Genomic DNA, 12325 nt, shown 5'->3' on the forward strand with positions numbered 1-12325 from the left:
TCAGCCGAGCACGAGGGGTCCCGTCCTCCGGACGCATGCCGGTAGTGTCCAGGAAACACCTTGTGGGGAGGTGAGGCCGACGCCTGCTGAGCTTGCAGCGTCGGCTGTGTCGAAGCGGAGTAGGTCCTGATTCACTTCTCGGTTGCGGATTCGTCGTCGATCGTTCGTATCGGCCCGGGAGACCGTCGTTCAAGGGCTCGAATGCCTGCTGCGCAAAGTCATTGTGCGTCCGGGTGCGGCGAGCTCCGGCGCGCGGCTGACGGCCTCGGGCCGCGAGGCAGAGCGATGCGGGCCCTCATGTCTTTGATGACGTCGACGAGCCGGCCGGCGGCGCTCTCCGCCGGCTCGTGCTCCCAGATCCGTATCACGGTCCAACCCGCCTGCTCGAGTTGTCGGGTGGTTTCACGATCCCGTTCACGATTCTTCAGAATTTTCGCTTCCCACCATGCGGCGTTGGCCTTGGGCCATGTCGCGTGCTGGGGACAACCGTGCCAGAAGCAGCCGTCGACGAAGACGGCCAGCTTGATACGGGTGAAGGCGATGTCGATCGTCCGTCGAGGCGAACCGACAACCGGGAGACCGATCCGGTATCGCAGCCCTGCGCGATGTAGCTCGCCCCGGAGGGCCAGCTCGGGCTCGGTGTCCTTCCGGCGTTGGCGTTGCATCCGACCACTGACGCCGGTTGAACTGGGCACGGGTCGCTCGGGCACAACCCCACCCTAGAGGGGTGACCGACTCCGTCAGCTACCAGCTCTACCTCTGCTGATTCCCGCGCAGATCACTGAAAGGGTGGTGCATCTTGGGCCTTTACACCGTCTTCGCAGACTGGGCCAGGCGTCACGGCATCGAGGCGGCGGTTCTGAGCTTTTCGGAGTCGCTGTCCGAGAATTCTGTCGAGGAGTTTCGAGTTCAGTTCGAGGCCGACAAGGCGAAGGTGCAGGCCGGTGGCCCGCCGATCATTACGGCCGGGTCGGAGGACTGGTACAGCGGTCCCGGAGAGTCCGACCGCTACTGGCTCGCGTTGAGGGACCGTTTCGAGGCCGAAGGATGGCCGGCTGGACGCATCTCCTCCGTGGATCACTCGTCGAGCACGGTCGTGGCCCACACGCCGCGTCCGGACCGCGCGAAGTGGGACTCGAAAGGGCTCGTGGTCGGATACGTGCAGAGCGGGAAGACGACGAACTTCACGGCCGTCGTCGCCAAGATGGCCGACGTGCAGTATCGCCTGGTCATCGTTCTCTCGGGTATTCACAACGGGCTTCGTCGTCAGACGCAGGTGCGCCTGGACCAGTATCTGAAAGACCTCAACCCGGACCGTTGGGTGACGCTGACGGAGGCGTCGCGGGACTTCGTGAAGCCTTCGCACGACGCCTCGGCGGCTCTCAGCCCGGAAAAGACCGTTCTGGCCGTCGTCAAGAAGAACGCGGCTGTCCTGACCAAGCTCATCAGGTGGTTCGACACACCCAACGGGCGGAAGGCACTCGAGTCCGCGCCGGTGTTGATCGTCGATGACGAGGCCGACCAGGCGTCAGTGGCCACCGGCCGCATCAATCCGCTCATCCGGAGACTGCTGAGCCTCATGCCGAGGTGCACGTACGTCGGGTACACCGCGACACCCTTTGCCAACGTCTTCGTCGACCCTGCCCAGGACGACCTGTATCCGAAGTCGTTCATTCTCAACCTGCCGCGTCCTGACGGCTATTTCGGACCGGAAAAGATCTTCGGTCGGGATGCGGTCGAATGGGAGGCGGGCGACGAGCAGGGGCCACCTGACGGTTACGACATGGTGCGTCTCGTCGACGAGGACGACGTCCCCCTGTTGCGTCCGGGCGGCAAGGAGCCTGCGGACGGATTTACCCCGACGATGATCGACGAATTGGTGAAGGCCGTTCACTGGTTCTGGCTGAGCACGGCCGCGCGCCGGGCCCGAGGTGACGACGGCCACAGCACGATGCTCATCCACACGTCCGTCAAGATTGCCGTTCACGAGAGCTATCAAGCACCCCTCGAGGCGCTTCGGAGAAGAGCCAGGGCGGGACTGGTCTCCGGCCGACCTGAGGTGATCGACCATTGGCGGGACATGTGGGAGGCGGAGTCTCAGCGTGTGCCCGCAGAAGACTTCGGCCGCAAGCAGAACTCGTTCGACGAAGTTCTGCCGTATCTGGCCGATGTCATCGCCTCGACCCGGGTCGTTCTGGACAACTATCGGAGCCAGGATCGGCTCGACTACTCCGAGCCCTCGGTGGTGGCGATCGCCGTCGGAGGGAACACCCTCTCCCGAGGGCTGACCCTGGAAGGTCTGGTCGTCAGCTTCTTCGTGCGGGGTGCGACGGCGTACGACACGCTGCTTCAGATGGGTCGTTGGTTCGGATACCGCACCGGGTTCGAGGATCTGCCGCGCATCTGGATGACGCCGAGCCTGGCAGCCGCGTTCCGACACCTGGCGACCGTCGAGCACGAGATGCGTGACGACATCGACCGATACCAGCGGGAAAACCTGACGCCGACCCAGGTGGCAGTCAGGATTCGCACGCACCCGGCCCTCCGGATAACGGCCAAGATGGGTGCCGCCCAGGCGGCGTTCATCTCGTACGCAGGTCGTCGCCTGCAGACGCGGTACTTCCGGCACCGGAACGCCGACTGGCTCGACAGCAATCTCCAGGCCGCTGAGAGCTTTGTCCAAGAGGCCATGCTGCACGGTCGGCTGGATGAGGACGTCCGCGGAGCCCGGCTGATCCGAGACGTACCCGTGTCGTTCGTGAAGACCTTCCTGTCGCGGTATCAGGTGCACGAGGACTCACCGGATCTCGATCCCGCTCTCATGATCAAGTACATCGACCGGCAGTTGACAAGCGAACGCCCTAGCCTGGCTACTTGGTCCGTCGCCGTGGTCATAGGTGAAGGGTCGGCGGCGAAGCTGGGAGGCTTGGACGTCAGGTACTCGGTCCGGTCTCGACTCAACGACGGCCAGGGCGAACGAGCTGACATCAAGACGCTGATGAGCAAGCAGGACCGAGCGCTCGACCTCGGCCTGACGCTCGCCGAGGCGCGAGCACTGAGTGAGAGCGACCTGGTCAAGCTGCGCAACAGCGATCCGGTCTGTCGCGACCGAGGGCTGATCGTTCTCTATCTGATCGAGCCGCAGAGCGAGCCCGTGAACCCGCACCAGGGCACCCAGAAGACGATGCCGCTGCGTACCGCGCTCGGCGCGGTGGGACCAGTGGTCGGTATGGGCATCACCTTCCCGGGAGACGTCCGGACGAAAAGCATCCAGGCCAGCCATGTCGCCGTCGATCTCACCGACGTCGAGAGTGAAAACGTCGACGAGGCGCTCGACGTCGACACCGAGGAGATGGCATGACGGAGATCGAACCGACCGTGCTCGAAAGAGCGTGGGCGGTACTGGTGCCGCCGCGCGTGAAGGAACTCGCATCCTTTCCGCTCGACGTCCTGGCCGGGGTGCAACCGTGCCGGGTGGCGACGGACACCGTGGGCCACCGTCACCTTCTCGTTCCGGCCGACGGTGAGGCGGTCGCAGCTGATCCCCGGCCGGCGGTGCTCGGGACGGCGATCCGCAAGCTCACCTTCGACGGGCCTGCCGTGACTTACCTCGACATCTCGTGCGGGGAACCAGACCTCTTCTCGGAGTTCGACGAGGTCGTCATGGACGTGCTGGAAGCTGTCTCCGTGGCCCAGCGGCCCGCATCGGCGGCGATGAGGACCGTGACGCGATGGCGACGGCTTTTCCGGAGTCGTCTCCTCCGTGGCCTGTCCCGCCAGGCCAAGTTGGGGCTGTTCGCGGAGCTGAGCATGCTCTCCTCGCTCGTCCATGCGGACCCCGGATTTCCTGTGGAGGCGTGGCGGGGACCGCTCCACGAGCCGCACGATTTCGAGGCGGCTTCCCGATGCATCGAGGTGAAAGGTCTGAGCAGCGCGAGCGAAGGCATTGTCGTCCACGGGCTGGAGCAGCTGAACACCCACGAAGACCGGCCACTGGAACTCGTCCTGCTCCGAGTGGTGGAAGATCCGGATGGTCGGAGTGTGAGCGACCTCGTCGAGGAGCTCCGGGATGCCGTGGCATCCCGGGCTGATCTCGGGACGCGCCTGTCGGCGGCAGGCTGGTCCGAACAGCCTGACAGGCCCGACCTCGACACGTTCGCGGTCGAGGAGGTACTCAGGCTCGTGGTAGGCCCCGGGATTCCTCGAATCGTCCCGTCATCGCTCGTCGGCGGCGCCCTTCCGTACGGCGTCGGAGAGTTGAGTTATCAGGTCGACCTCGCCACGTTGCTTCCGCTCAGCGCGGGGGCGTCCCTGGCCGAGATCGCCGAGGAGGCGGTTCGTTGAGCGGCCGTTGGTGGTCACAGCCATTTGCCCCGGAAGGTTCGGCGGCAGCGGAGGGGATTGTCAAGCAGTTGGGGAGGCCGGCACTCGATCCGCTCACCGTGCTGGTGAGAGAGGCCGCGCAGAACAGCTGGGATGCCCGTCTGTCGGACGGCCCTGTGGAATTCGGTATCGATGTCCGTGTGCTGGGAGACGACGTAGGAGCATGGCGAAGCCTGCTGCTGCCGGGGCCAGTCGCGGAGTCGGCCCTCGACGTCGGCGCAGCTCTGAAGGCCGACACAGCGGTGCTGGTCGTCTCGGACCGAAACACGCGAGGCCTCGGTGGCCCCCTTCGTGCGGGGAAGCGGGCGAGCGACGGTACGGTGCCGGACTTCGTGCAGTTTCTTCGTAACGTCGGGGAACCGAGCGACCATCAGTTCGGTGGTGGCACGTACGGCTTCGGCAAGGGAATCTTCTACCGACTCAGCCGAGTCGGAGCCATTCTCGTGGACACCAAAACGGCGGCAGGCGGCCCTACCGGGCGCCGATTGATGGGCGCTGCCCTCGGCCACAGCTGGTACCTCGGAGATCGGCGTTTCACAGGCCGCCACTGGTGGGGGCAGGTGGCGGCCGACGACGTGCCGGATCCCCTGCTGAACGGGGATGCCGAGGCAGTCGCGGATGCTCTGGGACTGCCGGGCTTCGCCGACGGGCGCACCGGGACCGACATCGTGATCCTCGTCGCCAATCTGGGGCCTGCCGAGCCGGAGCCGGACTCCCGTGAGAGGACGCCGGCCGAGGCCGCGACGTTCATCACCTCGTCGATCCTGTGGAACTTGTGGCCGAAGATGGTGCCGGGTGAGCGCGACAGTCGGATGCGCTTTACCGTGGGCGTCAACGGCTCGTCAGTTCCGGTTCCGGCCCCTGACACCGTCGACGACCTGGCGCCCTTCGTCGAGGCACTGCGGGACGTCCGCGCGGGCAGTGGAGTGAGCTACTCGCGCACCGTTCCGCCAAGGAATGCGGGCTCCTTTGCAATGGCATTAGGGGCCGCCGACGGCGAAAGTCGCCGACTGTCGGTGACAGCAGCGCGACCGTTCGAAGGGCCGTCCCACCACGTTGCCCGGATGCGGGTCGCCGAACTGGTGGTGGACTACATGCCAGGTCCGTCGCACCCTGACTCGCGCCTCTCGTACGGCGCGGTGTTCAAGGCTTCCGAGGACGCCGATGAGCTGTTCGCGCAGTCCGAACCGCCCACACACGACGACTGGATACCCAAAGGACTCAGTGGCTCGGCTCGAGGTGTCGTGCTCGGGGCGCGCACATTCGTCAACAAGCAACTGGACGAGAAGCTCGGGCTCGTACCGCAGGCAGGCGGCTCGGGCGGTCAAGGTCTCGGTGAACTCTCGGCCATGCTCGCCGGCATCGTGCCGGCCCGCCTCGACGCCACTCACGGGGCCGGCGGACCTGGAGGCGGAGGCTCCGGCCCAGTCGTGGGGCCGCGGTCGGCATCGGGTGGCGGCTCTCCCGGGGCCGGCCGGGCGCAACGCGGTGGGAAGGCACGGTTGACCGGCGCGCCGTCTCTGCGCATCCATCAGGGCTACCCGTACCTCGTCGCACAGGTAAAGGTTCCTGCGGACTCACAGACGAGGATCGTGACGGCTGACGTCGAGGTGGTCGTCGAGGGGGGCGGCCGGGAGAGTGAGCCACCACTGGGTGCCGCCCTCCCACAGGTCATGCAATGGCAGTCCGCCAACGGAGTCGTCATCCAGGGAAGGAGTATTGAAGTGCCACCGGGTGAGGATTCGGACTGGTACGTGTACTCCACATACCTGCCGGACGCCGTCGTACGCTTCCGTGTGAGTCAGGTGGCCTCCAGTGCCGGCTGAGGTCCGCCCTTATCTCGTCCCTGAGTCCGGCACCGTGGTCTGGCAACCATGGATGTTGCTCGACGGTCATGAGTGGGGTCCACTGCCGGACGAGTTGGAAGGCTGGGATCCGGGCACGGACCTTCGGGTGGCGCGGCGGGTCCAGGTCGATGCGGCACGGTTCTTCCAGGAGACGGGAGTCGAACTCCGGAATGTCGCCTTGACCGTCTCCTGGACCAGTTCGACGACGAACATGACGGAGGCCGCCCCTCCGGCACAGTTCGACCCGGCTGGCCGTGCGGTCGTGGACGCGATCCTGGTCGGGGAGCGCGTGTCGGGGGTGCTCACGATGCGGACCACAGTCAGCGTTGTTCATCCACCGGCCGCTCGAGCGGTAGGGGTTGCCGCCGTCCCCGGATCCGTACTGGCCGAACACGTCCAACGGGTCGTCCTGGAGAACGTCTCCTCCATGTTCCCGGTCAGCGAGATCGACTTTTCGCAGACTCGCCTCTCGCCGACCGCGAGTTGGCACCTCGAGACCAGCACCGATCTGTCCGCCTCGTTCTACGGAACGTTCCGTGTGCTCATCAACAGACGCGACGGGGAACTGAGCGCCGCTGTCGCCCGCGGCGCCAGGGACAAGCGGCAACAGGCGTTGCTCGACGAGCTCCAGGCGGGGGTGGCTGGCCTGCTTGTCGAACTCGCCCTACATCTACGCGACGATCTCGCTGATCGTGACGAATGGCCACCCGACAGCGTCGGAGACGTCCTCTCCAGAATCCTCGCAGACGCGCCACTGTCGATCACAGCTCCACCCTCGCCGGTAGATCTGGCGGAGTTCAGGACGCAGATCTCCGGGGCGGTCAGGCGCATCGGGAAGGGGCGTGTGTTCCGTTGAGCGAACTCTGGCCACACTTGCCGGCGGTCGTCAGCGCGGCGATGTACGTTCAGGTCAAAGAGGGAATCGATCTTGCCCCTCAGTCAAGCCACCCGGATCAGATCTGGGCTCCTGTGGGCGGTCGCGTATCCCCCCGCCGCATTCGCAAGCTTGCCGATGTGCTTTCTTCCCTCGGGGCGAGGTACGGCTTCCCCGGGCAGGCGGCACCTGAGGCGCGAATCGCCTTCGACCGGGATGCGGCCCCGATCGTGCGCGATCACATGGACTTGTCATGGGCCGAAGCCGGCAACCGGGATCTCTGGTCGTTCACCTCGCTGGTCGCTCTGCCGCACCTGACCAGATGGCGGTTCGGCACGGAGAACCGAGAGCGGTGGGTAGCCACGGACCTGACCAGGCACACCTGGGCGAGGCTGTGGTGGCAGGCCGTCGTCTTCGCAGGCCACGAGGAAGTTCTTGCCGCCCTCACCGAGAGCGATCTCAATCAGCTGCTCGAGCGTCGCAGCATCGGTGGCGATCCCCGCCTTGTGCTCGAGATCGCTCGCGCCGTGACCGGGTTCTCCGGAAAAGCCCCTCGCCGGGCAGTAATTCGGGATGTCACGCTGAGGCTGATGCGATACCTGGCATTTGTCGATGTCAGGGCATTGACCGACCAGCAGATCCGCGACCTGTGCTCCGTGTTGATGACCGAAACCCTCAAGCGGCTACCGCATGACGGGCTTCCTCATCAGCGAGGGGACAACGTGTCGGCAATGTGATCCGCCAGTGCCGCTGCCAGTTCGACAGGCACAGCGTTGCCGATCTGCCGTGCGATCTGGACCTTGGAGCCACACCACTTGAAGTCGTCCTTGAAGCCTTGCAGGAGGGCTGCTTCGTGGTGGCTCAGAGCGCGGTGCTCTTCGGGGTGCAGGTAGCGTCCTTTCTCCGGCTTGAAGAACTCGGTCCTGATGGTCACCGACGGGCTGTCCCATCGCAGCCGCCCGAAGACATCCATGCCTGCTGTCCGGTCCACCCAGCAAGGAGGAAGAAGATGCCGGGGGATGCTTCGCCGATCGCCCTCGGGCGGGATGTGTGTCATCCGCTTGAGCGAGATCGCGGTGTACTTGCGCGCGAAGTCCAGGTCTGAGGCCTTGAAGATGCCTGGCACCGTGGCGTCGAAGAACCGGTCCGTGTCGCCAGGGAGTTCCGTGTTCTCCGGGTTTACCGAATTGCGCAGACCCCAGATCGCGTCTCGCACCGTCCGCCAGTTCTCCCGGGGAACGTCCCCCGTCGGCACTTCGATGACAGGGTAATCCTTCAATGTGCCGATGACAATGAAACGCTTGCGGAGCTGCGCGGCGCCGAAATTGGTGGCAACAACTGACTTGTATCTCAACGAGTAGTTACTGAGCGTAGCTCCAGGTTCGGTCATCTCTTGCAGGCTGTGGAATTGGCCCGACTTGCCGAACTGCGGCACGTTCTCGAGCAGGAACGCCTTGGGTTGGATCTTGGTCAGGGCTTCTACGTAGTGACGCCACATTGAGTTGCGCGGATCGCCGATGTCGCGTTTGCCCAGGTTCGAGAAGCCCTGGCAGGGCGGTCCGCCGATCACGACGTCGGCATCTGGTAAATCCTTCTTAACCCAGTCGGCAATGTCTCCGCGATATACGTTCTTCTCGCCGAAATTCGCAGCGTAAGTTGCTGCCGCGGCGAGATCGAACTCAACTGCGCCTACCGTGCGGTATCGGTCGGTGCTGTGGAAGCCGGACGTCAGGCCGCCGCAGCCGGCAAAGAGGTCAACGACTCGAAGCTTGTCCGACCCGCCCTGCAGATGGTTCGTCATTCGCTCCTCCTGCCGGAAGAATCTGCCCTGCAGAGGTGGCCAAGGGCTGCGGAGCAATGATATTGAGCTGATATGTCGCTGTCTCGAGGGCGCGCGGGCTGCCTGGTGGCGGGAGCGATGATCTCTTCCAATCCACTCCTCCTTCGTCGAACAGGACCTGCGCGTCGCGCCCACCGTACAGACCGCCGCCGACATGAGGCTCTCAGGCTGCTGCGGTCCCTCAGGCAGGGAGCACGTGTGGCCAAGCAGAGTAACCGAAGGCGACGCGCCGGGCCGAGGGAGGCGGCAAGCAAAGCTTCGCTCGGGGGTACCTCGGCCGGCAGGTTGTCTCAGGGAAGGAGTCCTGCCCGCGACGCCAGCGGGCGCAGACCCGGCGTGGCCGCTCGCTTGTCCTCGGCCATGAGGTCGAGCAGGAGTGTTCGAGCTTGCACGTTCGCATGCACCGCCTCTGCGGCAACCCGCTCGGCTTCGAGGAGATGCAGCACCGCTGTGGACCTGTCCGCCGAGGCCCTGATGACGGCCGTCGCGAGATCGACGTGCACCTGAGCGCGTCGTCCGACAACGGCGGTGGGCAGGCGCGACGTGTCGATGCGCTCTCCGATCTCCAGCGCATGAGCCGCTTTCCCGGCGCGGACGGCGGCCGAGACGGAGTGGATGGCGACGTTGGTTCGGCCGAAGGCGGTCCACAGCCGATTCTGTTCTGCGCCCAGCGCTGTGGCCAACTCTTCCGCCTGCGAGAGGTGCTGCGCAGAGTCTTTGGTGTTTCCCCGCCCTGCGGCCAGCAGGGCGGCCAGGAGCAACAGCGCACCATGGGCGGAAATCAGGTCGGGATTGCCTCTGTGGCCGTATGTAGCCAGACGATCTATGCCGGCCTGTGTGATGCTCTCGGCCTCGGCGGCGCGGGCCGGCATTCGTATCAGGCCGCAGGCTGCCTGATACGCGGAAATCGCGATGAGAGCCTGGTCGTCGCCGATTCGCGCTGCGTTGGCGGCTCGGTCCGCACTCAAGAGGGCTGTCTCGCCGTCGCCGACCTTGGCCGCGAGCTTGGCGGCTGCGATGTACGCAACGGCAAGAAGCCGGAAAACGTCCCTTTGACGAGCGCCGGCCGGTCGACCAGACAACTCGACCGCCTGACGCAGCACATCTGGCAGCAGGCGGGCGGCGGTCGAGTAGCTCGCTTGTTGATAAAGGGTGTGGACACGGCTCACGGAGCGCTGGAGCTGGACGACGGACTGAGCCGGTCGTACCGGCAGAGCGAGGTAATCGGTCAGAAAGCCCCGCAGGCCGCTCAGAAGGTCTGATCGCGTGGCACCTGTACCGCTGGCGTCGTAGTCCTGTGTCGCGTCTCCCATAGCCTGTCCTCGGCGCCTGACCACTGACACATCGGCGAGCATGTCATCGACCTGGTCGAGCGTAACGCTCAACGCGAAGGCGATGCGGGTCCGATGCCACGGGTGCGGATCGGTCTCCGCGTTCTCCCACCTCACCACGGTGGACCGCTCCACACCCAGGATGTCGGCCAGGCGCTCCTGGCTGTACCCGAGAGCCTTTCGTCGCTGACAGAGCCGCTGCCGCTTGAGGGCCAAGCCCGACCTCCCTCCGTTCCGTCGTCAATGTAGTCACAATCCGTCGATCCCGGGGTTGCTCGATGCCTCATTTCTGCGCCATACGGGCCTCTTCGGTGCTGTGGCCTCTCGTCCTGCCCGGCTCGAGGCTTTTACGCATGGCCCGGGGCGGGTGCTGGGCTCCGGCGGCACCGCGTCCCCCGATCGCGGCTCCCGCCGTACCCGCCCGCCCCGGCGCCACTCCACGAGACCCGACCCGGAGGCGCCTGCCGATGTCCGCCGTACTCGCCGACTTTCCCGTCCTCACCCCGGTCACCGACGAGGAACTGCTCGTCGCCGCGCTGGCCGTGCGCGTACACGTGCCCGAGCACTGGCCGCAGGGACCGCTGTGCCGCAGCGAGCGCGTCCCGTACCCCTGCCGGCTGGCCCGGTGGGGGAGGGCGACGCTCGCCGCGGCCGGGCTGCCCGACGAGGCCATGGCGGCCGGGACGGCGGCGTCGTGATCTACGTGACCGGCGAGCGGGTGCAGGCGTACCAGGTGCGCAGCGCCGTCTTCGACACCCGCTGGCGTGGGCTGGACCCGGCGCAGGTGCACGACTACCTGTGCCGGGTCGCCGACGAGATGGACCGCCTGCACCGGGAGCTGACCACGGCGCGGACCGAGTCGGAGCGGATCCGCCAGGCCTTGCGGCAGTGGCAGTCCCGCCACAACGGCTGCCGGCGGCGCGGCCACGATGACTGAGCCGCGCTGGATCGTCCACCTGCCGACCACGCTGGCCGGCCGGGACGCCGCCGTCGAGCTGGCCGCCGCGCTCGCCCGGTCGCTCGGGCACCTGGATGTCGTCGACTTCGGTGAGACGACGCTCAGCGAGGAGGACGCGCAGCACCTGCGGTACCGGGTCTGGTGTGACGTGCGGCTGCCCGGCGGTGGGCGCTGCGGACTACGAGATGGTCACGGCGGGGCGTGTGGGTAACGGAGCTGCGCTGAGGCCCGTGTACGTCGGGCGGAGTGCTGGACACCTGGGGACCTCACCGCCAATCGATACTCGTCGGTGCGGCACCACCAGGTCTGCCGGCTCCTCGACACTCCGGGCGAAGGCAACGACCCGAGACGAAAGAAGCGCTCCTCTGGCGCTGCGTTCCGCTTCAATCGCCAGGTGCCCCCGCTCCTGTCAGGCGCCGGTTCGGGCCGCGCGCAACACGTCGACCACCGCCGCCCAGTGGCTCGGCGTCATCTCGTCCGGTGTCCTCAGCACATCGGCGTCGTGTACCACTACTCCCGCATCGCGCAACCGCCGCAGGTTCGGCCCGTAGGCGGGGTGTGCGGCGAGCGTTGCCTTCACCCGGGGGAAGACATGGATCGGCATGCCGGTGCCCAGCAGCTCGTTGAGGACTCCCAGTGCCAGCGTGTCGCTCGCCCCGGTCGCCCACTTGTTCAGCGTATTGAACGTGGCGGGCACGACTGCGGCACCATCGGCCGGCGGGTGCGGCTCGGGATCGCCGGGTCGACGCCACTGTGCGCGTACCGGATATCCGGTTTGTTCGGCGAGCGCGTCGCAGTCGAGCCAGCTCGCGGCGATTGGGGTGGCGATCACGGAGATCCTCCAGCCGTCGGCCATCAGCAGGTCGGCGAGTTCGCCGATCCGCTGGACCGGTGGCGCGGCGCAGACGACAAGGTAGAGCACCGGCGCTTCACTCATGCCCCACAGTCTTACCCGGCGCGTTGTCGAGAAGGGCCTGCGCTACTGGCGAATTGGTCAAAGGGGGTCCGTGCCTTGAACCTGGTCCGGGCGGCGGTCAGCGCGCTTCGGCGTGTCGGCAGATGAACGCCCTGGTGACGGGCTCGTCCGCTGGG

12 protein-coding genes are annotated in these 12325 nt (G+C 66.2%); 8 read left to right on the forward strand and 4 right to left on the reverse strand.

Annotated elements, in window-relative coordinates:
* Positions 1-218: 218 nt before the first annotated feature.
* Positions 219-710, reverse strand: a complete 492-nt coding sequence (locus ACQP26_RS05615; RefSeq protein ID WP_269701902.1) for a very short patch repair endonuclease — start codon at positions 708-710, stop codon at positions 219-221.
* An 89-nt stretch (positions 711-799) separates the two neighbouring features.
* Here ACQP26_RS05615 and ACQP26_RS05620 point away from each other — a divergent pair, with 89 nt between their 5' ends.
* The 5 genes from ACQP26_RS05620 to ACQP26_RS05640 are packed head-to-tail and all read left to right on the forward strand — an operon-like array spanning position 800 to position 7841.
* Positions 800-3361: a Z1 domain-containing protein gene (locus ACQP26_RS05620; protein ID WP_433495130.1), complete on the forward strand. Its 2562-nt coding sequence runs from the start codon at positions 800-802 to the stop codon at positions 3359-3361.
* Positions 3358-4344 carry a PD-(D/E)XK motif protein gene (locus tag ACQP26_RS05625; RefSeq protein WP_433495131.1) on the forward strand — a complete coding sequence of 329 codons (987 nt, stop codon included), beginning with the start codon at positions 3358-3360 and terminating at the stop codon, positions 4342-4344. Before ACQP26_RS05620 ends, ACQP26_RS05625 begins: the two co-directional genes overlap by 4 nt.
* Entirely contained in the window at positions 4341-6209 is a 1869-nt protein-coding gene (locus ACQP26_RS05630) for a hypothetical protein (RefSeq protein WP_433495132.1), read from the forward strand. The genes ACQP26_RS05625 and ACQP26_RS05630 overlap by 4 nt, the downstream gene beginning before the upstream one ends.
* Positions 6199-7086 carry a hypothetical protein gene (locus tag ACQP26_RS05635; RefSeq protein ID WP_433495133.1) on the forward strand — a complete coding sequence of 296 codons (888 nt, stop codon included), beginning with the start codon at positions 6199-6201 and terminating at the stop codon, positions 7084-7086. Before ACQP26_RS05630 ends, ACQP26_RS05635 begins: the two co-directional genes overlap by 11 nt.
* On the forward strand, positions 7083-7841 hold the full coding sequence (locus ACQP26_RS05640) for a hypothetical protein (RefSeq protein ID WP_433495134.1): 759 nt from the start codon (positions 7083-7085) through the stop codon (positions 7839-7841). Before ACQP26_RS05635 ends, ACQP26_RS05640 begins: the two co-directional genes overlap by 4 nt.
* Here the strand turns inward: ACQP26_RS05640 and ACQP26_RS05645 are convergent.
* Positions 7811-8905, reverse strand: a complete 1095-nt coding sequence (locus ACQP26_RS05645; RefSeq protein WP_433495135.1) for a DNA cytosine methyltransferase — start codon at positions 8903-8905, stop codon at positions 7811-7813. The genes ACQP26_RS05640 and ACQP26_RS05645 overlap by 31 nt on opposite strands.
* A 329-nt stretch (positions 8906-9234) precedes the next feature.
* Positions 9235-10491, reverse strand: a complete 1257-nt coding sequence (locus ACQP26_RS05650; RefSeq protein WP_433495136.1) for a helix-turn-helix transcriptional regulator — start codon at positions 10489-10491, stop codon at positions 9235-9237.
* Between the two features lie 251 nt (positions 10492-10742).
* Between ACQP26_RS05650 and ACQP26_RS05655 the strand changes: the two genes are divergently transcribed.
* Genes ACQP26_RS05655 through ACQP26_RS05665 form a run of 3 tightly spaced genes read left to right on the forward strand, consistent with a single transcriptional unit; the run spans position 10743 to position 11444 of the window.
* A complete protein-coding gene (locus tag ACQP26_RS05655) occupies positions 10743-10973 on the forward strand; it encodes a hypothetical protein (protein WP_281578888.1) in 231 nt (76 codons plus the stop codon).
* Positions 10970-11212 carry a DivIVA domain-containing protein gene (locus ACQP26_RS05660; protein ID WP_269701885.1) on the forward strand — a complete coding sequence of 81 codons (243 nt, stop codon included), beginning with the start codon at positions 10970-10972 and terminating at the stop codon, positions 11210-11212. The genes ACQP26_RS05655 and ACQP26_RS05660 overlap by 4 nt, the downstream gene beginning before the upstream one ends.
* The gene (locus ACQP26_RS05665) at positions 11205-11444 is read left to right on the forward strand and encodes a hypothetical protein (protein ID WP_269701884.1); all 240 of its coding nucleotides are present in this window, start codon (positions 11205-11207) and stop codon (positions 11442-11444) included. The genes ACQP26_RS05660 and ACQP26_RS05665 overlap by 8 nt, the downstream gene beginning before the upstream one ends.
* 198 nt (positions 11445-11642) lie before the next feature.
* Here ACQP26_RS05665 and ACQP26_RS05670 read toward each other — a convergent pair whose 3' ends face one another.
* The gene (locus tag ACQP26_RS05670) at positions 11643-12170 is read right to left on the reverse strand and encodes a flavoprotein (RefSeq protein ID WP_433495137.1); all 528 of its coding nucleotides are present in this window, start codon (positions 12168-12170) and stop codon (positions 11643-11645) included.
* Positions 12171-12325: the final 155 nt, after the last annotated feature.

The organism is Micromonospora sp. CA-248089 (genome assembly GCF_050948515.1).
Lineage (GTDB): Bacteria > Actinomycetota > Actinomycetes > Mycobacteriales > Micromonosporaceae > Micromonospora.

Coding starts and splice junctions, on each gene's coding strand:
- ACQP26_RS05625 (WP_433495131.1), top strand. CDS start 3,358: ATGACGGAGATCGAACCGACCGTGCTCGAAAGAGCGTGGGCGGTACTG.
- ACQP26_RS05645 (WP_433495135.1), bottom strand. CDS start 8,905: ATGACGAACCATCTGCAGGGCGGGTCGGACAAGCTTCGAGTCGTTGAC.
- ACQP26_RS05655 (WP_281578888.1), top strand. CDS start 10,743: ATGTCCGCCGTACTCGCCGACTTTCCCGTCCTCACCCCGGTCACCGAC.
- ACQP26_RS05665 (WP_269701884.1), top strand. CDS start 11,205: ATGACTGAGCCGCGCTGGATCGTCCACCTGCCGACCACGCTGGCCGGC.
- ACQP26_RS05670 (WP_433495137.1), bottom strand. CDS start 12,170: ATGAGTGAAGCGCCGGTGCTCTACCTTGTCGTCTGCGCCGCGCCACCG.